We start from the raw sequence: 22,549 nt of genomic DNA, 5'->3' as shown, positions 1-22,549 counted from the left end.
TTGCTTTGTGGTTTTAACAATAAAATTAGATACTCATTACAATCATGGCAATGGCAGTGCCTAAACCAATAAACCATACGAGTGAACGTATAATATCTAGGTTCAGCCAATAAAAAATGCAATATAAAGTACGCGAAACTATATGGGTCACCGCCAAGGTTTCGGTTACGGCATTTACCGAGTTAGTTTCCAATACCACCGCAATAGCAACGGCAAACACTGCAAGTGATTCAAAACAATTTTGATGTGCCGCGAGCGCCCGCGCACCAAAGCCTGTTAGTTTTGCTTGTTGCGAACGCGGATGTTTATTGTCATACCGACCGAGCTTTGCCATCGCAACGGCTACAGGTATTTTTGCAAAATAAGGCATTAATACAGCAAGTAATGCGCATACTACTAATGTCGTCATAATGTATTCTCTTATTTTAGAACCTAGTTATTTAACCAATACATATAACACACATACACAAAAAAGCCGCCTATACGTTTTATGACATACGCAGGCGGCTAAACAATAACATCACTCTTACTATAGCTAAGTTTACCTATAAAGCAGTGCGGCATAATGTCGCAGGTGAGGAATATTCACTATCACCCTTAATGCATCGCTTTAATAACTAAAGATTGTTAATTTATAGACCTTATTTTTTTACCGACGACCCCCATGACCTGGATCTTTTTCACTTTTTTAGCCGCCTTTATGCAAGCATGGCGAAATGCCCTGCAAAGTAAATTAAGCACACATGCAAGTGTAGCTGGCGTAACCCTTTCGCGTTTTATTTTAGCCGGCCCTATTGCTGCAGTGTATTTGTATGGCTTATATCAATATCAAGACACGACCATGCCTACCTTTAATAATGCCTTTTGGGGATTTATTATTGGCGCAAGCGTTATGCAAATACTCGCCACGGGTTTAATGGTAAAGCTGTTTAAAATGAACAATTACGCCATAGGTGCAGGCCTTGCTAAAAGTGAGGCGTTAGTCGCGGCTATTTTAGGAGTGTTGTTTTTTGGCTCTGCGCTTAGCCTACTTGGTTGGCTTGGGGTATTTTTAGGCGCTATTGCGGTGCTTTTACTTAGCGGTATAACCAGCGTAAAACGCTTTGATGCTAAAACAGCATTACTTGGCCTTGCCTGTGGTACCAGCTTTGCCCTTACATCGCTGTGGGTACGCGAAGCAAGTTTAAATTCAGGGTTGTTATTTCCGCACTCGGCTGCATGGGTTTTACTGTTTGTAATAAGCCTACAAACGCTTATATTACTTGGCTATTTATTACTAAAAGAGCCACAAACTCTTAGTAAACTTTGGCAATATAAAGGCATTACAACAGCAATTAGTATTTTTAGTTGTGTAGGCTCTATTGGCTGGTTTAGCGCAATGAGTTTACAGCACGTGGCGTATGTTAAAACGCTTGGTCAGGTAGAGGTATTTTTTACCATGCTAATAGCCGTACTTTGGTTAAAACAGCCACTTAAAAAGCAAGATACCGCGGGCTTAATTTTAATAGCCATTGCCGCTATTTTGGTGATGCTACCAAATTGAGAACATAAAAAAGCGCAGGCTTATAAACCTGCGCTACTGTAAAGCTGCTTATAACTTTTAAAGCAAGTGTTAAGCGCTCTTTTTAAGAGCTGATTTTTAGCGTTATCACACCGCAAATAATCATCAGCACACCTGCAATGCGGCCAAACGTGGCTGCATCACCGTAAAATAATATACCCACTAAAAACGTCCCCGCAGCACCTATTCCAGTCCATACGGCATAAGACGTCCCCATTGATATTTGCTTTTGTGCAAGCCATAGCATAAAGCCACTGGCCACCATAAATGCAATTGCCATTGCAATACCTTGCCAACGAGTATCCGGGTTTTGCGATACCTTTAAACCAATTGGCCAGCCTATTTCAAGCAGGCCTGCAATGACTAAATAAACCCATGCCATTAAACATCTCTCTTTTTCAAAATTACGTCGTATAAATCTTCGCGGCGATCTTTTAAATTGCGCACTGTCCCTTCGCTATGAAGAATTTTTAGCTTATCCATATCAAGGTCGCTAAATAATAACATTTCGGTATTAGGTGTGGCTTCATTTAATGTTGCATCGTGCGGAAACGAAAAGTCTGATGGTGTTAGTACAGCTGATTGTGAGTACTGTACGTCTAAGCTTTCTACCTCAGGTAAGTTACCCACTGAACCTGCAATAACCACGTAACATTCGTTTTCGATTGCGCGCGCTTGCGCACAGTGACGAACCCGTAAATAACTATTTTTAGTATCGGTCCAAAATGGTACAAAAAGTATATCAAGCCCCTGCTTGGCTAAAATACGCGAAAGCTCAGGAAACTCTACATCATAACAAATTTGAATACCCACACGCCCAGCATCGGTATCGAACACGGCAATTTTGTCGCCGCCTTGAATCACCCAGTCATTTTGCTCATGCGGGGTGATGTGTATTTTGCGCTGCTCGTCTATTTTACCGCTTCGGTGGCATAAGTAACTGACGTTATAAATTTTATCGTCTTCGGCAAGGGGCATAGAGCCAGTAATAATATTAGCGTTGTACTCTATTGCCATGCGCGACATGGCGTTTTTAAACGTTTCGGTGTACTCAGCTAAATAGCGAATAGCCTCAGTTTGATTACTTTGTTCGGTAAGCCCCATAAGTGGCGCATTAAAAAATTCCGGAAATAAAATAAAGTCACTTTTATAATCAGAGACTGTATCGACAAAGTATTCCACTTGTTTAAGTAGCTCTTCAACCGACTCAACACAACGCATTTGCCATTGCACCGCACCTACCCGCACAATCGATTTAGTCGATTCGAGTACTGTATCGGTTGGTTCATACATTATGTTATTCCACTCAAGTAACGTGGCGTAACCTACAGACTCTTGATCCTCTGGCAGGTATTTTTTAAGTAACCGCTTTACCTGAAAATCGTTAGAGAGTTGAAAACTTAAAATTGGGTCGTAAAGCTCTTTTTGGTCAACTTTTTCAATGTATTCCATTGGCGTCATTTCACTGCTGTGATTGTAATAACGCGGAATACGCCCACCGGCTAAAATTGCCCGTAGGTTATATTGGCGGCACAATTCTTTACGAGCATCGTATAACCTGCGCCCTAAGCGCATGCCTCGGTGGGTTTCGCTAATGGCTACATCTAAACCGTATAGCGCATCGCCGTCGGAGTCACTAAATACACGGTCGTGGCCATCGGCTATGTCTTCGTACGTATGCGGGTTTGAAAAACGCGTGTAATCAACTTGCACGCTCAGTGCTATGCCCACCAGCACGCCATCATCCACTATGCCTATTTGCCCTTCAGGAAACTGATCTATCAATCTAAAAATAGTATGGCTTGGCCACGCGCCACCTAAATCAGGGTAAGCCTGATCCATTAAGGTCTTAATTTGCGGATACTGCTCTTTTGTTAAGTTACAAATTTCTAGGTGGGTTTTTTCTGCCGACATACACAACTCCTTTGGGCATAAGAAAATAAAAGCCGAATGTAGGCTTAAGTACACTCAGCTTTGTATCATGTTTTTTACGTTACACGTACTACTTTAAACTGCGATAAAAAAGTGTAGTCACTTTCTCTTTTGGCAGCCAACCTGCGTACTTAAGATTAAGCGTGGCTAACGGATCGGCTTTTAGTACTTGCTCTAAACTTGCGCCATTTTGCATTGCTTTTAGCATTAAATCTTTGGCTTTTTTAACAAGTTTAGCATACGTTACCAGCCCTGAACGGTCACTTACCGGCCCATGCCCGGGTATCACTATGGTGCGCTCATCTATTTGTTTAATAACGTCATCTACGGCCGCTAATATTCCATCAACACTGCCGCCACTATCTACATCAACAAACGGTAAGCTACCAAAGTTAAAGTAAATGTCACCCATGTGCACTATGTTATCGTTATTAAAAAATATCACCGCATCACCATCAGTATGTGCATGGGCGTAATGCACTACATGCGCGTGTTCGTTATTAAAATGCAGCTTTAAATCGTGGCCAAAGCTAATGCGTGGCAGGTAATCTGAGTTTGCGCCGTGTTTTTCTTTTAATCGCTTATGAACGTTGTGGTGCGCAATGACATGCGCGCCGGCTTTGGCAAAGTTTTCGTTGCCACCGGTGTGGTCACCATGATGATGCGTATTAATAACAAACTCTGCACTACCTGGTTTTAAATCACTAATGGTTTTTTTAATGTCGTTTGAAAGCTTAGCAAACTGATCATCAATAATGTAAATACCATCGTCCCCTACACTTGCCGCAATATTACCGCCTTGACCAAATAGTACATACACACTGTCACTTAGTTTTTTGGCCGTTACCGGGTTTTCATCTGCATGTGTTGCACTGCTAAGTAATAAGCCTGTTATTAATGCCGGTAGTATTTTTTTCATTTTAGTTCTCTGTTGATTTATTAATGATTATATAGAACGTGATTAACTGTCATTTAGTTCATCGTGCTGGCTCTATCACTATTTGATGTATTAGCGTTTGTGGTAGTAAAGGCGTGTGCTTACCTTCAATATAGTCACTAAAGCCTGCACGATAAAACGCGGATAGCGGATGCCCCGACTGCCCACCAGGCACTGCCATAATGGCGTTTTCTAAATGCCCAGGTTGAGCAATAAAGCGCTGCGATGCACCAAAGCTTTTGCCTTGTACGGCGGGCATGTAGCTATCGCCAAAACCTAGCGTCACAGGCATATTTAAAAGCTTAGTCAGTATGGGCATTTGTTTAGCAAACGGGTGCTCAATATTAAGCGCATTTACTTTACCCCACAGCCAATTTTGCACGTTATCCCCATACTCAGCCCTAAGTGCTGTCACTGTATCGCTAAATGCACCTAATAACTGCTCGTCCCAATTTTTATATTCTGGGTTTACCCATGAGCTCGGCTTCTCCTTAATAAGCTGCCATATAGCTGGTTCTAAATCGCGTTTTACATATTTAAGCGTGGCGTCTTGCTCATTGAGTGTGTGCTCCATGCTTGCAAAAACAGTATTTATTAATGTGCTGCGGTAGTGTTTAACTAAGGTATAACCTACCGAGCTTGCACATGCACACTGCTGCCAGTTTTCAAGTGCACTTATGTACTGTGCGTTTTGGGTTTTGTCTTTTTTAAGTTGATTAAGTAGAAATGTGTGCCAAGGCGTTAAAAAACGGGCTTGGTTATCGAGCTGTAACGCGTAAAAGTCGCTCTCGGCAAACGCTTGTTTTTCAAATAATCTATCGCGTATTTGGCTTGAACGAGCGCCTAGTGCATAACCACCGTTACCAAAACGAGTATTATCAGTGGCCGATACAACGCGTGAATTACCTGTCCATAATCGTCCATTTTTTGGGTTTTTAACATGAGGGCGTTGATGCTCATTTTGCTTCCAGTCGGGTGAGTACTCATTTTCATTCACGCTTAGCTCACTCGGTGTTTTACGTGCCGGTATAGCGCCAATATGTTGCCATGCAGCACTGCCTTGGCTATCTACCACCATTAAATTTTGTACCGGAATACCCACATTACTCGCTATTGCTAATGCATCATCAACCGTATTTGTTTGTTCAAGCTTTACCAATTCCATATCAACGGCATAAGGCTGATGCGCCGCCCAACTAAGTGCATAAGGCTTTTTATTAATATATTTTACTGGGCCGTATTCGCTTAAAGTGAGTGAGTAATCTTCCCGTTCGCCATCAGCCATTACAATAGGCTCATTAACTTGCCATGTTTTACTTTCATCATTTAGTGCTATCCAGTCGGCGGTATCTATGTAGCCATTAGTAAAGCCCCACGCTATTTTATTATTGCTACCCACCACAATAGCGGGTGCGCCAGGCAGTGATACGCCAGTTATCTGAGCTTGCTCGCCATTTTGTTGGTAATTAAGCTGCGCCCTGTACCAAATAACAGGCACCGCCATCGATAAATGCATATCATCCGAGAGCATGGCTGCGCCTGTTTGTGTATATGCACCAGTTACTGCCCAGTTATTGCTACCACGCTCTTGATTTACCTGAATATTTTTAACCGTGTGCTGCGCTTGCGCTGGTAGCTGAGGAATGGTGCCTGTAAACGGGGCGAGCTTACTGCCATCAAGCGCTGCTTGGTATTGGCTAGGTTGTGTTAAAAAATCAACCATGTGTTGTCCGTATGCTTGCTCAATGTGTATAAGTGCTTTATCGCGCTCAAAGGTGGCACTTTGTAAATCAAGGTACATGCTAAATATAACTAATAGGCTGTCTTCACTTTGCCATGGTTTTTGCGCTGCGCCTGTTAGTAAATACTCAAAGCTTGCAAAGCCAACTTGTGCTAGCCCTTCGTTTACACCTTGGGCGTAGCTATTTAATAGTTGTTTATCGCTTTCGGGTAAGGTGTTTAATATAGCGCGGCTGCGTTTACGTAATTGATGAAAGCGCATTTTTTTATCAAGCCCAAGGGCCGCTTTACCAAATAACTCACTAAGCTCGCCTGCGGCGTTACGCCTTAATAAATCCATTTGAAAAAAACGGTCTTGCCCGTGCGCATAACCTAACCCATATGCGGCGTTATTGCGGCTTTGCGCATTTATAACTGCTTGACCTAGTGCATCACGCGAAATAGTAACCGGTTTATTAATTGCTGTACTTTGCCCTTTACCATCCAGTGTGGGCATACTTAAACTTAATACGCCGTAAACCAGCGCCGTACCTGCTAACCCTAAAACCACAATGAGCAATACTAGCCATTTGATTACTTTAAACATTAATATGTCCTTTACACTATTTGTTGCACATATAATAACCATAGTTTTATTAAATAATAATGTTCTTACTCGCAAAGGGTGAAATAAACATCAAAATCCACGATAATAGCTATTCCACATTTTGTGCAGATCTAGTTGAGACTCATATGACTGAAAAAACATTTATCAAAGGTAAAGACCGCGACCTAGAATCGTCTATCTCTACCATGCAAAACAAGCTAAAAGCGCTAAACATCAATATTGAAGAAGCACTTTGGCTTAACCCTGTAGCTAACTGTTATTCAGTTCATATAAAAGACAGCGACTGCGGTGTTATGTTTACCAACGGTAAAGGCGCAACCGATAAAGCGTCTATCGCCTCTGCGCTCGGTGAATACTTTGAACGATTAAGCTGCAATTACTTTTTTGCCGACTTTTATTTAGGTGAAGAATTTGCAAACGGTGACTTTACTCATTATCCAAATGAGAAGTGGTTTAAAGTTGAAGGCAATGAAGTGCCAGAGGGCATAATGGACGAAAGCCTGTGGGATTACTTTGACCCAGAGCGCGAGCTTAATGCCTCACACCTATTTGATTTTAACTCAGGTAATAACGAGCGCGGCATTTGTGCACTGCCATACACACGCCAACGCGATAACCAAGACGTATACATTCCGGTAAACGTGATTGGTAATATTTTTGTTTCTAACGGCATGAGCGCAGGCAACACTAAATTTGAAGCTCGCGTACAAGGGCTATCAGAAGTATTTGAGCGCGCTATTAAAAATCGTATTATCGCAGAAGGTCTTTGTTTGCCAATTGTCCCTGAAGACGTTGTAAAGCAATACCCTAAGATTCATGAAGCGTGTGAAGAGCTTCGCAGTCATGGTTTTCATTTACGTATTGCCGATGCATCACTTGGCGGTAAATACCCTGTAATGAGCGTAACGCTTATTAACCCTGTTGATGGCTCTGTGTTTGCCTCGTTTGGTGCTCACCCGTCATTTGAAGTTGCCCTTGAGCGTACGGTTACAGAGCTACTGCAAGGTCGTCGCCTTGACCAACTTGATGTGTTTCAACCGGCTACGTTTGATAACGATGAAGTTGCAACACCTGAAAACATTGAACTGCACTTTATCGATTCAAGCGGTTTAATCTCGCATGATTTTTTCCGCGCAACACCTGACTTTGATTTTGTGCATTGGGACTTTAGCGGTACAACAGAGCAAGAATACAACTTCTGTACTGACTTAATTCACAGCATGGGCCACGATATTTACATCATGGATTACACACACTTAAACGTGTATGCGTGTCGTATTTTAGTGCCAGGGATGTCAGACATTTACCCAGTTGATGAACTAATTTGGCGTAACAACAACGAAGGCGCTAAATTCCGTGAAGCATTCTTATCGCTTGATCAGTACGATACGCAGCAGTGGATGGACATTTACGACAGCCTAGAAGAAGCAGGCCACAGCGATATTATTCGTGCTGCAGAATTTATTGGCCTTGCCACCGACGCCGACACACCATGGCATACACTGCGTATTGGTGAGCTTAAAGCGCACCTATGCTTAGCTGCAGGCAACGAAGAAGCCATTGATTGGGTAGACTGGATACTGCACACAGGCCAAGTAAGCGAAGAGGCAATGCGCCATTTCCGTTGCTTGAAAGCCATTCTTGAAATTAAGTACGATGACGAACGTGAGTACGCTGACTACCAAGAAGCTCTTGGTTTAATGTTTGGCAACGACAACGTAACGCTTGCTATTGAAATTGCAGAAGGCCGTAAATTATTCAATGGTTTAACCTTCCCGGGTTTATCGCTTGAAGGCTTTAAAAAGCATGCGGCTCTACTTGATGGCTACCGTAAATTACATGTCGCTAAGCAAAACCACTGGGCGCGTGAAGTAACGGATGCTTAATAGTTAAACTACTAATTATAAAAATAAAACGGCGCTTATTTATCAGCGCCGTTTTTATTTATGCAATAAATTAGCTATAGTTAAATTGCCTAAAATAACAGCATGACTTAGCCAATGCCGCCAAAAAATAACAACAAAAAAAACACTACCAGCAACTATAAGCTGACCTTTTGGTTATCGCTTACGCTAATTGTAGTAGTGAGCATTGTACTTGATAGAATTAACTATAATCGCGCAAAAGATGCCCACCGCTTACAAATTTTATCCCAGGTAAGTACATATCGTGCACAGCTAGAAGCAACGTTAGTATCAAACATTCAGCTGGTTCGTGGTTTAGCAGTTGCAGTATCGGCTGAACCTGAATTACAGCAAGCACGGTTTGAACAAATTGCCGCGCCTTTATTTAAAACCTCCAGTGAGCTACGCCATATTGGTGGCGCACCCGACATGATAATTCGTATGTCTTACCCACTAAAAGGTAACGAAAAAGCCATTGGCTTAAACTTTTTAGAACAAAAAAACCAACGCCAAGATGCCATTAGAGCCCGTGATACCAATACAATTGTTATGGCTGGACCACTTAAGCTTGTTCAAGGCGACATTGCCCTTATTGCCAGAGTGCCGGTTTATATTCCGCCCGAAAACCGCTTTTGGGGGCTGTTATCAGTGGTGCTCGACATTGAAAAAGTCTATAAAAACTCAGGCATAAAGGAGCTTGAAAAAAACTACAACATTGCCATTCAAGGGCGTCATGGTTTAGGCAAAAAAGGCGAGTTTTTTTACGGTAATAGCAATATAACCACACAAGATCCGCTGGATTTTACGCTTAATTTTCAAGGGGGAAGCTGGCAATTATACGTAGCGCCTAAAGAGGGGTGGAGCCCTGCTCCTTCAACTATATGGCCGCTTAGAATTGCCATTATAATTATTTGCGGATTACTAATATGGGCATTTTTATTCTTTTTAAAAATGCTAAACCGCCAACAACAAAACGAAAAAATGCTCGAGGCAATGAGTGACCTTGCGCAAATTGGGGCATGGTCATTTAATTTAGAAACCAAACAAGTGTATTGGTCAGATATGACCAAAAAAATATTTAAATACCCCCTAAATAAAGAGCCCTCATGGCCAACAAACTTAAATTATTTTAAAGCCGGCGAAAGCAGAGAACGCATTACTCAGCTGGTTGAATCTGCAATTAAAGAAGGCAAAAGTTACGAAGCCGAGCTTGAAGTTATCGACTCACAAGGGCGTGAAATGTGGGTGCTTATTCATGGTGAGGCCGAGCGAAAAAATGAACGTTGCGTAAGAATATTTGGCTCACTACAAAATATTGATACCCGTAAACGTATTGAACTTGAGAACAGCAAAATAGCTCTACATAACGAAATTTTAGCATCGCTTACTGCTAACGAGCTTATTTTAAGTGGCCAGCTAAGCCAATCCAAACAAGTCATTACTGAATCTATTTGCCATGCATTAAACATTGAGCAAGCCAGTATCTGGTTTTTTAATAGCTCAAAGACCTCGTTAAGCCCTATCGCCTCTCACAATATTGAAAACAGAATGGGCAATAATAATGCAGTGTGGCTTAAAAGTGAGGCCCCTGATTTTTTTGAAGCCATCGAAAAACACGCTGTTTTTAGCACCAGTGATGCTCAAAAACACCCGCTATTAAAACCACTTAAAAAGCATTACCTAGCGCCGCTCAATATTAATGCCATGCTGTGCGTAATCATACCCGCGGGAAATGGCACCATTGGCATCGTTTGCGCTGAGCAATGCGCCTCAATGCGTCCGTGGTCACGTAACGAAGAAAGCTTTTTAATAGCTATAGCCGCACTAGTAGGCAGCCTACACTCAAGCCAGCAACGCATTGAAACCGAACAACAGCTAGTCACCGCCAAAGAGGCCGCAGAGCAAGCTGTTATGGCTAAAAGCGAGTTTTTAGCCAGTATGAGCCACGAAATAAGAACCCCAATGAACGGCGTATTGGGCATGCTAAATATTATCAAGCGTACCCAACTTAACCAGCAGCAAGAGCACCATATTGAGCTTGCTCAATCTTCGGCACAATCGCTTTTAAATATAATTAACGATATTTTAGACTTTTCTAAAATTGAAGCGGGCAAGCTCGACATAGAAAATGTGCAATTTAACTTGCCTAAACTACTGGGCGAAGTGGTTGAGTCGTTTGCGCTTAAAGTGGAGCAAAATAATACCCACCTTATTTTAGATGCCACCCAAATTACAATTAGCGAAATAATTAGCGATCCGAATAGATTGCGTCAAATTTTAAATAACCTGATTGGCAATGCCGTTAAGTTTACGATTGATGGGCAAATTTTGGTAACTGCGCAGATAGAAGAAACCACTGATGGCAGCTTTTTACACTGCTCTATTATTGATACCGGCATAGGCATAGACGCAGAAAAACAAAAGACCTTATTTGACTCATTCACCCAAGCCGACGCTTCTACTACTCGTCAATTTGGTGGTACAGGCCTTGGCCTAGCTATCGTTAAGCAACTTTGTGAACTAATGGAAGGCGAAGTAAACGTAACCAGCATGCTTAATGAGGGCAGTACTTTTTCGTTTTCTATAAAAATACAGCCGCGTTTAACTAAAGCCCAAGATTTACCCAGCCATTTAATTAATAACAAACATATTTTAATTGTTGATACCTGTACACTTAACGCCAATATTGCCGCTAAACAATTACGTGTATGGGGCGCACACGTTACTATTTTAAATGACTATAGCGACATTATTAATTATTTTGATAACTGCGATACCCAGCCAGATGCACTGCTAGTCGATTATTATTTTTTTGAGCATGCTGCACACTTACAAGTCAACGCATTAAAAAACAGGGTAACAACCAAGCAAAGTAAGCTGGTCGTTATGGCACCGATGAGTTACTCCCAAGAGCATAATAACATTGGTATAAATATAGATTGCCTGATATTTAAACCGCTCACCCCGTCAGATTTATTTGATTCTCTGACTAACGATAAATTCATAGAGCAACAACAGCGCCAAGCGCAACTGCAAAATGAGTTGACCGAAAAACCTAAAGAAATCTCAGCGCACGCGCAAGTGCTTTTAGTAGAAGATAACAAAGTAAATCAGGTGGTTGCCTCTGCTTTGTTAAAACAAATTGGCCTTACCTTTGATATTGCACAAAACGGCCAAGATGCACTAGATAAGCTAAACAGCAGCCAAGACAAAAAATACCAGTTAGTTTTAATGGATTGCCAAATGCCCGTGATGGATGGCTACCAAGCCACGCAAGCTATACGCGAAGGTAAAGCGGGCCAGCATAATAAACATATTACAATCATTGCGTTAACGGCAAATGCAATGCAAGGCGACAAAGAAAAGTGCCTAGATGCCGGAATGAATGATTATTTAACCAAACCTTTAGACTCTGCTGCACTAGAGCCTAAATTGCAACAATGGCTTGGTACACAATAAAGGTGTAAGCTAAAAATACTGTTTACTAATAAAGAAAAGCCATGCATTTATCAGCAAATCAGCAGCGCGTTATTGGCTGCCTTTTAGAAAAGCAAAGCACTACACCCGAGCACTATCCACTGTCGTTGAACGCACTAACGAATGCGTGTAACCAAAAATCCAACCGAGATCCGGTTGTAAACTTGAGCGAAAGTGAGGTTCAACAAGCACTTGATGAGCTTATAAGCCAGCGCCTTGTAACGCTAGACGAAGGGCTATCGGGGCGAGTTAATAAATACGACCACCGTTTTTGTAATACAGAATTTAGTAGTTTACAGCTAAGCTCGCAGCAACGGGCAATACTATGTTTACTGTTACTGCGCGGCGCACAAACACCCGGAGAGCTGAGAACGCGCAGCGCGCGTCTAACTGAGTTTACAAACGTGAGCGAAGTAGAAACAGCTCTGAGCGCACTGGCAAAAGATGACTACGTTACAAAGCTTGAGCGTGAGCCCGGCAAACGAGAAAATCGCTACATGCACCTTTTTGCTGACCCAGCAATAGTGCCAAGCCCAGCGCCAGCTGCAGAAGTCGCAGAAGTTAAAAACGATGAAATTAACGAGTTACTTGCAGAAATTGAGGAACTAAAAGCCGAGCTTAGCCGTATAAAAGCACATTTAGGACTTTAATTAATCACCACTAAACCAGATAATGTAAGCCTATTTAAAAACGACTTATTAAATGACAAGGAGCTGGCCATGCGCGCCGAAATTATGGCTGAAATGAAAGTTCAGCCAACTATTGATGTAAATGCCGAAATTACCCGTCGAGTTAACTTTATAAAAGCACGCTTGGTGGCAGCCCACAGTGTATCGCTAGTACTTGGCATTAGCGGTGGTGTTGACTCATCGACCTGTGGACGTTTATGTCAATTAGCCGTAGATGAACTAAACGCTGAACAAAACACGAATAAGTACCAATTTATTGCAGTTCGTTTGCCATACGGTGTACAAGCAGATGAAGACGAAGCGCAAATGGCCGTTGACTTCATTAAGCCAAGCAAACGTATGACCGTAAACGTAAAGCCTGCTGCCGACGCATTACACGAACAAGCTATGGCGGCGGTTGTTGGTAGTGGCGAAAGCTTGCCCGACCAAGCTAAAATAGATTTTGTTAAGGGTAATGTAAAAGCACGCCAACGCATGGTAGCGCAGTATGAAATAGCAGGTTTTTGCCAAGGCTTAGTGGTAGGTACCGATCACAGCGCTGAAAACATTACTGGTTTTTATACCAAATTTGGTGACGGCGCATGCGATTTAGCCCCATTATTTGGCTTATCAAAACGTCAAGTTCGTGCACTTGCAACTGCCTTAGGTGCGCCAGAGCTATTAGTAACAAAAGCCCCTACCGCTGATTTAGAAAGTGACCGCCCAGGCCTCACTGATGAAGAAGCGTTAGGGCTAAGCTATGAGCAAATTGACGACTTTTTAGAAGGTAAGCCAGTGGCTGCAGAGGTTGAGCAAAAGCTAACTGAGATTTATGTACGCACTCAGCATAAGCGCCAACCCATTCCGACTATTTACGATGAGTTGTAACGGCTCAAACAGCTAGTGCTGCATAAGCACTAGCTGATCTATTTGCCGTAATGTTACGTAGAAAAAAACTAATTTATAGTTAATTTTAACGCCTGCCAAAGAGAAAACTGCATTACATGACATCTCCTATTTTAATAACAGGTGCTGGTCAACGTATTGGCCTTGCACTTGCCAAGCACTTTTTATCGCAAGGCCAAGCTATTATTATTACCTATCGTACGCGCCACCGTGCAGTCGATGAGTTAGAACAACAAGGCGCTGTATGCTTACACGCCGACTTTAGCAGCGATGCTGGTATTGCCAGTTTTATTGAAATACTTAAACAGCATACGCACTCCTTACGTGCCATAGTGCACAATGCCTCCAGTTGGGACTGCGAAGCCAGTAACCCTGATTTTTCGAGCTTGTTTGACAACATGATGCGCATTCATGCCAAAACTCCGTATTTAATTAATAATGCCTGTGCAGAGCTATTAATGACGTATCAAGCCGAGGCTTGCACTCCTGCTGACATCATTCACCTTACCGATTATGTTGTTGAGACAGGTAGCCCAAAACACATTGCCTATGCCGCAAGTAAGGCTGCGCTTGATAACTTAACCAAGTCATTTAGCGCTAAGTACGCACCAAATATAAAGGTGAATTCGGTAGCGCCATCGTTGATTATTTTTAACGAACATGATGACGAGGCTTATCGCGCCAAAACCCTTAAAAAATCATTGATGGGTATAGAGCCTGGTTGCCAAGAAATTATTAATAGTATTGATTTATTGCTGCGCAGCCACTACATCACAGGCCGCGCTTTGCCTGTGGATGGCGGTCGCCATTTAAAGTAAAACACACATTAAAACTGAGAAATTTATGCATGACGAATTAAAACAAAGTTATCAAAATATAATTACTGCTGTAGGTGAAGACGCTAATCGTGAAGGTCTGCTCGACACGCCAAAACGTGCAGCTAAAGCCATGGAGTATTTAACAAAAGGGTATCGTCAAACGCTCGATGAAATTACCAATAATGCAGTATTTACCTCAGACGCAGACGATATGGTTCTTGTGCAAGATATAGAGCTTTACTCTATGTGTGAGCATCACCTATTACCTTTTATTGGTCGTTGTCATATTGCCTATATTCCCGATGGTAAAGTACTGGGCTTATCTAAATTTGCACGTATTGTTGATATGTTCGCACGCCGTTTTCAGATACAAGAGCAATTAACACATCAAATTGCAAAAGCCGTTGAGGAAGTAACCGGTGCTAAAGGCGTGGGGGTTATTGTTGAAGCTAAACACATGTGTATGATGATGCGCGGTGTAGAAAAGCAAAATTCAAGCATGCGTACCTCGGTAATGCTAGGTAACTTTAGATCAGACTCTAAAACGCGTAACGAGTTTTTACAACTTATTAAGGGGTAATAATGGCCAACGCAATTATTAACGTAACCAACTTACGCTTACGTACGTTTATTGGCTTTAACCCTGAAGAGCGGGAAAAAAAGCAAGATGTAGTGATTAATTTAGAAATTCACTATCCTGCTGATGAAGCCTGTAAAACAGACGAAGTAGAACAAGCCCTTAATTATAAAGTGATCACCAAAGAGGTGATAAACCTAGTAGAACAAGGACACTTTTTGTTACTTGAAAAGCTGGTTGCCGAAATACTTGCTGTATGCCATAAACACCCCAGCGTGCATTACGCCAAAGCACGTGTGGATAAACCACATGCACTGCGTTTTGCCGACTCGGTATCACTCACGCTTGATTGGGTTAAATAATATTAAATTATTTTATCTAAGCCTATGGCAAGGGCAGTAACGACTAAATACCGCACGCCTTTGCCAAGTGTTACTAGCAATAAAAATACACTGAAACGTACTTTAAATATGCCACCAATAACCGTTAGCGGATCGCCAATAATCGGTAGCCAAGCAAACAGTAAGCTGTACACGCCATATTTTTTAAACTGAGATTGTGCTTTAACAATTCCCTGCTCAGAGACCGGAAACCACTTTTTGTGCTTAAAGCGCAGCACATGGGTACCCAGCCAATAATTAACACAACTTCCAAGTACATTGCCTGACGTAGCGGCTAACCACAGCAGCCATAGATTAGCTTTAGCTTGGCTTATCATCGTCGCAAGTACCACCTCTGAAGAGCTTGGCAATAAAGTAGCGGACACAAACGCACTAAAAAATAAGGTGATATAAAGCATTAAGTACTTAAAGTAAAAACCCAGCATACAGCTGGGTTTATTAGAAAATGGCTGTCTATTTTATCAAATTTAAACTCAGCGGGTAATTAAACTCTTTGCCTTCGTTGGCTTTAATACTGGCTAAAACCACCATGACAAACGAAAAAATAGCCACAAGAGGCAACAAAACCAAACCTATTACAGCAAACACAAGTAAAAAACACACAAAGTAGGCAATAGCCATAGTGATTTGAAAGTTTAACGATTTTTTACCGTGTAAATCGACAATTGGCATTTCATCTTTTTTAATAAGCCATACCACTAATGGCCCAAGTATAGAGCCAAACGGAATAACAAAACCGGCTACAGCACTTAAGTGACAAAGCATAGCCCATGTTTTTTCGTCTTTTGATAACGGCTCAAGCTGTTGATTTTCTTCCATTACGCTCTCCTTTTTAGTTAATACATACTGCCTTTTTATTGAGCAGGTGTCCATAAATCATAGCTGTATTGTTAAATATCACATCCTAACCCGCTGTGATAAAAAAGTGATAACTTTGTGAGAGTTTCTTGAGGTGGTTATTCAATACTTAATCTGAATCATCACTTACAGGAAATAATAATGAAAACATCAGCACTTACACTTGCCACTCTTTTAGCCGTAGCAAGCCAAACAACACAAGCTGCAGAGCTTGATTTAGAATTGACAAATTTAACCCAAGGTATTCACTTTACACCTGTGTTAATAACAGCGCACGACGCTGAAGGTAAATTGTTTGAAGTAGCGACAGAGGCTTCAACAGCGCTACAAACAATGGCTGAGGGCGGTAATATTGCCGAGCTAATGGCTCAAGCAAGTGCGGCGGGTAGTGATATGGCAGCAAATCCAGCTGAAGGATTGCTTGCCCCAACGGCCTCTGCCTCTGCCACCCTTATGACAGCAGACACTAACGAATACCTTTCGCTTACTGCCATGCTATTACCTACCAATGATGGCTTTGTTGGGCTTGATAGCTGGAAAATCCCAACCGAAGCAGGTACCTATACAGTATATCTAAATGCCTACGATGCAGGTACTGAACAAAACAATGAGTTAGTAGTTGAAGGCTCAGGCGCGCCTGGTACACCGGGGATCCCAGCAGCACCAGGGGGTGATGCAGGTACAGGTGGCGCAGGTTTAACCAGTACAGATAGCAATGTGAATGTACATATTCATCCTGGTAATTTAGGTGACGACGACTTAAATGCCGGTAGCAGTGATTTAAGTAACACCGTACACAGATGGTTAAACCCCGTTGCAAAATTAACTGTGACGGTTAAATAGGAGAGTTAATTATGTCATCTCTTTCTAATTTTAAAAAAAGTGCGCTTATTTTACTGTTAGCCAGCTCACTAGCCGCATGTGGCGATAACGATAATAACGACCCTATTGAAGATCAAGAACCTGTGGTGGTGGTTGAGCCGGAACCTGTAGTGTATGAGTTTACTATTACCTTTAGTAACTTAACGGCTGGACAGCCCCTATCGCCACTTTCTGTTATTGCATTTGATGAAACCGCACCATGGCAATTTGGTGAAACAGCCTCCATAGGCTTAGAAATGATTGCAGAAAGCGGCGCTAACGAAGCGTACCTTAGTGACGAAAATGCACTCGCTTCGGTCTCAGCAGAAGGCCCTATTGGCCCTGGAGAAACAACGACTGTAACGCTATCTGTTGAAGCGCAAGATGTACTTAATTTGTCTTTTGCTGCCATGCTTGGGAATACAAATGATGCTTTTACCGGTCTTAGTTCTATAGATGTATCTACATTAGCAGTAGGCGATACGCTAACGCGCACCACCTTAGCTTATGATGCAGGTACAGAGGCAAATACCGAAACGGCTGAAACTGTGCCAGGCCCGGCTGCAAATGGCGAAGGGTTTAACGAAATACGCGACGACATTATTGATTTAATAACAATGCATCCAGGTGTTGTGTCTAATCAAGATGGGCTATCAACTTCTGCACTCGGTGCAGGGCAAAAATTTGATAACCCTGTCTCTAAAATAATGATTGAGCGCACACAGTAATAACCAGCTTGTAATGGGGATGTGAGGAGACATGGAGGTCCCTTTTTTTACGAGGTTAATACATGCGTCACGAAAAAATACTGGTAGTAGAAGACGACAGAGAAATAGGTCAATTAATAACAACTCAACTTACCACGCTAAATCTACATGTTGATCATGTTATAAGCGCTGAGCTTGCACTTAAAAAAATAGCAAAACAGCCTTACGGGCTTATTTTATTAGATATAAATCTGCCGCAAATGGATGGCTTAAGCCTATGCCGTAAAATTAAAGAGCACTACCCTACCATTTCCGTTATTTTACTTACCGCGCTGAGTAGCGATATGGACCGTGTAATTGGGCTTGAAATGGGCGCAGATGATTATATTTGTAAACCCTTTTTTGCTCGCGAATTACAAGCGCGCGTAAAAACACAGTTACGCCACCGCTCTCAACTTCTGGCGATTCAAAATAATGAAAACGACATCCCGTGCAACGAACAAACACTAAATATAGGCTCGCTCAACATTGAATTTAGCTCACATCAAGTTTATTTAGACGAACAAGCCCTTAACCTCACCGCCACTGAATTTGATTTGTTGGTGTATTTTGCTCGTCACCCTAACCACGTATTTAGTCGCCAGCAACTCTTAGATAAAGTGTGGGGCTACCAACATAGTGGCTACGAGCACACGGTTAACTCACATATCAACCGTTTACGCGCCAAGCTTGAGCAGCATCATCAAGCTCCCTTTATAGAAACCGTATGGGGTGTAGGCTATAAACTCAACCCTAGCCAACTTGGGTAACTTTTATGTTCAATTTGTCTTTATATCAAAAACTAGCTATCTCTTTGGTAATTATTTTTTGTTTTATTTGTGCACTTGTTTATAGCTGGAGTAAACAGCTAGAACTGAATTCCAAACACCATGGCGAGCAAAACCTACATCTAGCACTGGCCGAACACTTAGTTCAAGATAACCCACTTATTAAAGAAGGTGTTTACGATTACAAAGCCCTTGAAAACCTGTTTCATACTTTAATGTTATTAGGTCCCGCATTTGAGTTTTATTTTGTTGATGAAAACGGCAAAATCCTTACTTATTCAGCTGAGCCCGGCAAGGTAAAACGTACACACATTAATTTAGCGCCCCTTAAAACATTGATTAATAACCCTGATGCAGCCCCTATATATGGAGATAACCCGCGCGACCAAACTCAACAAAAAATATTTTCTGTCGCTCCTGTGTTTAATAACGACACATTGCAAGGATACCTGTATGTCATAATTGGTGGAGAAGCTTACGACACTTCACTTAATAATATAAAAAGTAACGACCGACTATGGCTTGCAGCATTATGGCTAACATCGGCCTTGGCATTTTTACTGATTGCAATGCTTATTTTACTGCGCTTTTTTACCAACCCAATTCAACGTTTAGCTCAAGATGTAAGTAATATAGAAGCGGCCAATTACAGCTTAACAGACACAAAACTGAGTAACTTTTCGACCCAAAAAAGTAACGAGGTGCATAGCCTAGGGCGAAGCATACAAGCCATGGTGACCCGTATTAATGAGCAATTTAAAGCACTTGAGCAAAGCGATAAACAACGCAAAGAACTACTGACTCATTTATCTCACGACCTACGTACACCGCTTGCTTCTTTACAAGGCTTTTTAGAGGTACTTAATCAATCAGGTTCGCAACTAAGCGCTAATGAGCAACAAGAGTACTTACACGTTTCGCTCAACAATTGCGCACAACTTAAACAACTTATTGAGCAAATTTTTGAACTCGCTCACTTAGAAAACGGCGAAATAAGCATACACAAAGAAACCTTTAATTTAGGGGAGTTAATTTACGATTGTATTGCCAAATTTAGTCTGGCTGCTGACAGCAAAGGCATTAAGTTAAGCGTGGAGCCTGCTATTTGCGATTTTCCTGTTGTAGCGGATATTGCAAAGCTTGAGCGTGTGCTGAGTAATTTAATTGATAACGCCATTAGGCATACACCTAACGGCGGCAATATAGCTGTCCACGTTAAGCATATAGATAATGCACAGTTATTTGTGCAGGTTTCTGATACAGGTGTAGGTATAAAACATGATGAGCTAGATGCTATTTTTAATCCACACTACCAAGCATCTAATTCTAATAACGAAGGCCGCCAACAAGGCGGTTTAGGGCTGGCTATTTGTAAAGGTTTACTTGCCTTGATGGATAGCGAAATAAACGTGCAGAGCGAATTAGGTAAAGGCACCATGTTTAGCTTTAACTTGCCACAAAAAATAAAGGTATAGCCATTGGCTATACCTTTAAAACATTACTTAATTTTTATTCCCATTAGGGCATGCTGACTTAGTTTTTAATACCAGCTAAATCCAGCATAAAGGCGTAATTAAGCGCTGTATCTTCTAGGCGCTTAAAGCGACCAGACGCACCGCCGTGGCCGGCTTCCATATCTATTTTAAATAGCAGTTTATTATCATCTGTCTTAAAGTCACGTAGCTTTGCAACCCACTTAGCTGGTTCAAAGTATTGAACTTGCGAGTCATGTAAGCCCGTAGTCACTAGCATATTTGGGTACGCTTGTTTAGCCACTTGGTCATACGGTGAGTACGACAGCATATAGTCATAGTACTCTTTTTCATTTGGGTTACCCCACTCGCCATACTCATTGGTTGTCAGCGGTATGCTTTCATCAAGCATGGTGGTAACCACATCAACAAAAGGCACTGCTGCAACCACCCCTTTATACAACTCAGGTGCTTGGTTAACCACCGCGCCCATTAATAAACCACCAGCACTCCCTCCGTAGGCAAATATTTCGTCTTTTGCACCATAACCTTGTGTCACTAATGACTTAGTTACATCAACAAAGTCGTTAAACGTGTTCTTTTTAGTTAATAATTTGCCATCTTCATACCATGGGCGACCTAACATTTGCGAGCCACGCACATGCGCTATAGCAAACACAAACCCACGGTCTAATAAGCTTAAGCGGGAGCTTGAAAAAGTAGGGTCCATTGTTGCGCCGTACGAGCCATAGCCGTATTGAAGTAATGGGTTTGTGCCATCCTTTTTAAATGCATCTTTACGGTACACTAAGCTTACCGGCACTTTAATACCGTCGCGAGCCTTTACGAAAATACGCTCAGAGGCATAGTTATCTGCGTTAAAATCACCTAACACAGTTTGCTGTTTAAGTTGCGTTTTATCACCCGATTTAAGGTCAATATCGTACGAGGTACCTGGCGTAGTCATACTCGTATAGTAAACACGTAATTTGTCGCTGTTTATATCGTTATTGCCATAGCTTGCAATGGTATACGCACTGTCGTTAAAGCTTAGCGTATGCTCATCTCCAGTAGTTAAATGGCGTACAATAAGGCGTGACTGACCCTGCTCTCGTTCTTGGTACACAAGGTAGTCTTTAAATAAATCAACGCCTTCAAGCTTAATATCATCGCGCGGGGCAATCACCGTTTGCCAATTTGCTTTATCATGCGCTTTATCTACATCCACTTTCATAAGCTGAAAGTTAACCGCATTTAAGTTAGTAACGATGTAGTACGTATTGCCAAGCTTTGAAATACTGTATTCAAGGTCGTCCTCACGCTCAATTAAGCGCTTAGGTTTTGCTTTAATATCATCTGCACTGAGTACCGACATACCAGAGGCATTGGTGCTGCTGTGCCAAATATATATTTCTGAGCCATCTTTGCTCTTACTAATACCTGTGTAATAGCTTGTATCAGTTTCTTCGTAGATAAGCTCATCATCACTTTGCGGTGTACCTAATGTGTGGCGGTAAACTTGATAGCCAAGTAAGGTTTGTGCATCTTTTTTAATGTAATAAAAGGTTTTATTATCGTTTGCCCAAATAACGCCGCCATTTGTTCCCTCAAGCGTGTCTTCGAGCAACTGTCCTGTGGTTAAATCTTTTACCTTTATGGTGTAAATTCTACGGCTAACAGTATCTTCCCCGTACGCCATTAAATTTCCGTTAGTGCTTACAGATAAGCCACTGACAGCAAAGTAGTCGTGATCTTTGGCCAACGCATTTACATCTAAAATAACTTGCTGATCACTGCCTTTAAAGTCGCTACTGCGAACATAAGTAGGGTATTCGTTTTCGCCACGGGTTTGCGATGAATAAAAATAATCACCTCTTTTTACTGGCACCGAGTCATCGTCTTTTTTAATACGCCCTTTTAGCTCTTCAAATAACGTATCTTGCAGCGTTTTAGTGTGCGCAAGCATTGCATCGGTATAGGCGTTTTCTGCATTTAAGTAACTTATAACTTCTGGCGCTTTACGCTCGTCATCACGTAGCCAGTAGTAATCATCAATACGCGTATCGCCATGAATCGTCATTTCATGCGGTACTTTTTTAGCAATCGGCGCCACGGCGCTCACTGGTTTTTCTGTTTGTTGAGTTTGCATCGTTGTTGCTGTCTCTGAAGGTGTACTTTTTGGCGCATTATCACACCCTGCTAGCACCGCGAGTGATAACGCCGCTAGCGTAAATGAAGAACGAATCATTATTAAATCTCTATGTTTTTTATTATTGATGATATTAAATATACCTAA

General features: G+C 41.9%; 20 protein-coding genes. 12 read left to right on the top strand and 8 right to left on the bottom strand.

What is annotated here, in order from left to right; translation table 11 throughout:
- Positions 1-25: 25 nt before the first annotated feature.
- Positions 26-409, bottom strand: a complete 384-nt coding sequence (locus AN389_RS12840; RefSeq protein ID WP_055015874.1) for an MAPEG family protein — start codon at positions 407-409, stop codon at positions 26-28.
- A gap of 255 nt (positions 410-664) precedes the next feature.
- On the opposite strand from AN389_RS12840, the gene AN389_RS12835 reads away from it, so the two are divergent.
- The gene (locus AN389_RS12835; RefSeq protein WP_200909042.1) at positions 665-1,543 is read left to right on the top strand and encodes a DMT family transporter; all 879 of its coding nucleotides are present in this window, start codon (positions 665-667) and stop codon (positions 1,541-1,543) included.
- Between the two features lie 82 nt (positions 1,544-1,625).
- Here AN389_RS12835 and AN389_RS12830 read toward each other — a convergent pair whose 3' ends face one another.
- The 4 genes from AN389_RS12830 to AN389_RS12815 all read right to left on the bottom strand — a co-directional run bounded on the left by AN389_RS12830 (position 1,626) and on the right by AN389_RS12815 (position 6,756).
- Positions 1,626-1,943 (bottom strand): multidrug efflux SMR transporter, encoded by a 318-nt coding sequence (locus tag AN389_RS12830; RefSeq protein WP_055015872.1) that lies wholly within the window; start codon positions 1,941-1,943, stop codon positions 1,626-1,628.
- Positions 1,943-3,475, bottom strand: a complete 1,533-nt coding sequence (locus tag AN389_RS12825; protein ID WP_055015871.1) for a bifunctional GNAT family N-acetyltransferase/carbon-nitrogen hydrolase family protein — start codon at positions 3,473-3,475, stop codon at positions 1,943-1,945. The genes AN389_RS12830 and AN389_RS12825 overlap by 1 nt, the downstream gene beginning before the upstream one ends.
- Positions 3,476-3,563: 88 nt before the next feature.
- Positions 3,564-4,412 (bottom strand): MBL fold metallo-hydrolase, encoded by an 849-nt coding sequence (locus AN389_RS12820; protein WP_055015870.1) that lies wholly within the window; start codon positions 4,410-4,412, stop codon positions 3,564-3,566.
- A gap of 58 nt (positions 4,413-4,470) precedes the next feature.
- Entirely contained in the window at positions 4,471-6,756 is a 2,286-nt protein-coding gene (locus AN389_RS12815) for a penicillin acylase family protein (RefSeq protein ID WP_055019957.1), read from the bottom strand.
- Between the two features lie 146 nt (positions 6,757-6,902).
- On the opposite strand from AN389_RS12815, the gene ycaO reads away from it, so the two are divergent.
- The 7 genes from ycaO to folX all read left to right on the top strand — a co-directional run bounded on the left by ycaO (position 6,903) and on the right by folX (position 15,489).
- Complete coding sequence (ycaO, locus tag AN389_RS12810; RefSeq protein ID WP_055015868.1) at positions 6,903-8,663, top strand: 30S ribosomal protein S12 methylthiotransferase accessory factor YcaO; 1,761 nt, start codon at positions 6,903-6,905, stop codon at positions 8,661-8,663.
- A 114-nt stretch (positions 8,664-8,777) separates the two neighbouring features.
- A complete protein-coding gene (locus AN389_RS12805) occupies positions 8,778-12,140 on the top strand; it encodes an ATP-binding protein (RefSeq protein WP_055019956.1) in 3,363 nt (1,120 codons plus the stop codon).
- Between the two features lie 41 nt (positions 12,141-12,181).
- Positions 12,182-12,808 carry a YceH family protein gene (locus AN389_RS12800; RefSeq protein WP_055019955.1) on the top strand — a complete coding sequence of 209 codons (627 nt, stop codon included), beginning with the start codon at positions 12,182-12,184 and terminating at the stop codon, positions 12,806-12,808.
- A 69-nt stretch (positions 12,809-12,877) separates the two neighbouring features.
- A complete protein-coding gene (gene nadE / locus AN389_RS12795; protein ID WP_055015865.1) occupies positions 12,878-13,714 on the top strand; it encodes an ammonia-dependent NAD(+) synthetase in 837 nt (278 codons plus the stop codon).
- Positions 13,715-13,830: 116 nt separating this feature from the next.
- A complete protein-coding gene (gene folM / locus AN389_RS12790) occupies positions 13,831-14,550 on the top strand; it encodes a dihydromonapterin reductase (protein WP_055019954.1) in 720 nt (239 codons plus the stop codon).
- A 25-nt stretch (positions 14,551-14,575) separates the two neighbouring features.
- The gene (folE, locus tag AN389_RS12785; protein ID WP_055015863.1) at positions 14,576-15,130 is read left to right on the top strand and encodes a GTP cyclohydrolase I FolE; all 555 of its coding nucleotides are present in this window, start codon (positions 14,576-14,578) and stop codon (positions 15,128-15,130) included.
- Between the two features lie 2 nt (positions 15,131-15,132).
- Positions 15,133-15,489, top strand: a complete 357-nt coding sequence (gene folX, locus AN389_RS12780) for a dihydroneopterin triphosphate 2'-epimerase (protein ID WP_055015862.1) — start codon at positions 15,133-15,135, stop codon at positions 15,487-15,489.
- Positions 15,490-15,491: 2 nt separating this feature from the next.
- Here the strand turns inward: folX and AN389_RS12775 are convergent, their stop codons facing one another.
- Positions 15,492-15,926, bottom strand: a complete 435-nt coding sequence (locus AN389_RS12775) for a YqaA family protein (protein WP_055019980.1) — start codon at positions 15,924-15,926, stop codon at positions 15,492-15,494.
- A gap of 55 nt (positions 15,927-15,981) precedes the next feature.
- On the bottom strand, positions 15,982-16,347 hold the full coding sequence (locus tag AN389_RS12770) for a DUF4870 domain-containing protein (RefSeq protein WP_055019953.1): 366 nt from the start codon (positions 16,345-16,347) through the stop codon (positions 15,982-15,984).
- Between the two features lie 180 nt (positions 16,348-16,527).
- Here AN389_RS12770 and AN389_RS12765 point away from each other — a divergent pair, with 180 nt between their 5' ends.
- From AN389_RS12765 to AN389_RS12750, 4 genes are all read left to right on the top strand, one after another.
- Positions 16,528-17,229, top strand: a complete 702-nt coding sequence (locus AN389_RS12765) for a spondin domain-containing protein (protein ID WP_055019952.1) — start codon at positions 16,528-16,530, stop codon at positions 17,227-17,229.
- 11 nt (positions 17,230-17,240) lie between these two features.
- Positions 17,241-17,975: a spondin domain-containing protein gene (locus AN389_RS12760; protein ID WP_055019951.1), complete on the top strand. Its 735-nt coding sequence runs from the start codon at positions 17,241-17,243 to the stop codon at positions 17,973-17,975.
- 62 nt (positions 17,976-18,037) lie between these two features.
- Positions 18,038-18,763 carry a response regulator transcription factor gene (locus AN389_RS12755; protein ID WP_055015858.1) on the top strand — a complete coding sequence of 242 codons (726 nt, stop codon included), beginning with the start codon at positions 18,038-18,040 and terminating at the stop codon, positions 18,761-18,763.
- A gap of 5 nt (positions 18,764-18,768) precedes the next feature.
- Positions 18,769-20,256, top strand: coding sequence for a cell wall metabolism sensor histidine kinase WalK (locus AN389_RS12750; protein WP_055018194.1), 1,488 nt, complete (start codon positions 18,769-18,771; stop codon positions 20,254-20,256).
- A 58-nt stretch (positions 20,257-20,314) separates the two neighbouring features.
- On the opposite strand, the gene AN389_RS12745 is transcribed toward AN389_RS12750, so the two are convergent.
- Positions 20,315-22,501, bottom strand: coding sequence for a S9 family peptidase (locus tag AN389_RS12745; protein ID WP_055015856.1), 2,187 nt, complete (start codon positions 22,499-22,501; stop codon positions 20,315-20,317).
- Positions 22,502-22,549 lie beyond the last annotated feature (48 nt).

The organism is Pseudoalteromonas sp. P1-7a, from assembly GCF_001401855.1.
In the GTDB taxonomy this organism is placed as follows: Bacteria; Pseudomonadota; Gammaproteobacteria; order Enterobacterales; family Alteromonadaceae; genus Pseudoalteromonas.
The sequence above is the reverse complement of the archived record's forward strand: the minus strand, read 5'-3'. Positions and strand labels throughout refer to the sequence as shown.

Coding starts and splice junctions, on each gene's coding strand:
- AN389_RS12770 (WP_055019953.1), bottom strand. CDS start 16,347: ATGGAAGAAAATCAACAGCTTGAGCCGTTATCAAAAGACGAAAAAACA.
- AN389_RS12755 (WP_055015858.1), top strand. CDS start 18,038: ATGCGTCACGAAAAAATACTGGTAGTAGAAGACGACAGAGAAATAGGT.
- nadE (WP_055015865.1), top strand. CDS start 12,878: ATGCGCGCCGAAATTATGGCTGAAATGAAAGTTCAGCCAACTATTGAT.
- AN389_RS12800 (WP_055019955.1), top strand. CDS start 12,182: ATGCATTTATCAGCAAATCAGCAGCGCGTTATTGGCTGCCTTTTAGAA.
- folE (WP_055015863.1), top strand. CDS start 14,576: ATGCATGACGAATTAAAACAAAGTTATCAAAATATAATTACTGCTGTA.
- folM (WP_055019954.1), top strand. CDS start 13,831: ATGACATCTCCTATTTTAATAACAGGTGCTGGTCAACGTATTGGCCTT.
- AN389_RS12775 (WP_055019980.1), bottom strand. CDS start 15,926: ATGCTTTATATCACCTTATTTTTTAGTGCGTTTGTGTCCGCTACTTTA.
- AN389_RS12820 (WP_055015870.1), bottom strand. CDS start 4,412: ATGAAAAAAATACTACCGGCATTAATAACAGGCTTATTACTTAGCAGT.
- AN389_RS12835 (WP_200909042.1), top strand. CDS start 665: ATGACCTGGATCTTTTTCACTTTTTTAGCCGCCTTTATGCAAGCATGG.
- AN389_RS12805 (WP_055019956.1), top strand. CDS start 8,778: ATGCCGCCAAAAAATAACAACAAAAAAAACACTACCAGCAACTATAAG.
- AN389_RS12815 (WP_055019957.1), bottom strand. CDS start 6,756: ATGTTTAAAGTAATCAAATGGCTAGTATTGCTCATTGTGGTTTTAGGG.
- AN389_RS12830 (WP_055015872.1), bottom strand. CDS start 1,943: ATGGCATGGGTTTATTTAGTCATTGCAGGCCTGCTTGAAATAGGCTGG.
- AN389_RS12750 (WP_055018194.1), top strand. CDS start 18,769: ATGTTCAATTTGTCTTTATATCAAAAACTAGCTATCTCTTTGGTAATT.
- ycaO (WP_055015868.1), top strand. CDS start 6,903: ATGACTGAAAAAACATTTATCAAAGGTAAAGACCGCGACCTAGAATCG.
- AN389_RS12765 (WP_055019952.1), top strand. CDS start 16,528: ATGAAAACATCAGCACTTACACTTGCCACTCTTTTAGCCGTAGCAAGC.
- folX (WP_055015862.1), top strand. CDS start 15,133: ATGGCCAACGCAATTATTAACGTAACCAACTTACGCTTACGTACGTTT.
- AN389_RS12825 (WP_055015871.1), bottom strand. CDS start 3,475: ATGTCGGCAGAAAAAACCCACCTAGAAATTTGTAACTTAACAAAAGAG.
- AN389_RS12840 (WP_055015874.1), bottom strand. CDS start 409: ATGACGACATTAGTAGTATGCGCATTACTTGCTGTATTAATGCCTTAT.
- AN389_RS12760 (WP_055019951.1), top strand. CDS start 17,241: ATGTCATCTCTTTCTAATTTTAAAAAAAGTGCGCTTATTTTACTGTTA.
- AN389_RS12745 (WP_055015856.1), bottom strand. CDS start 22,501: ATGATTCGTTCTTCATTTACGCTAGCGGCGTTATCACTCGCGGTGCTA.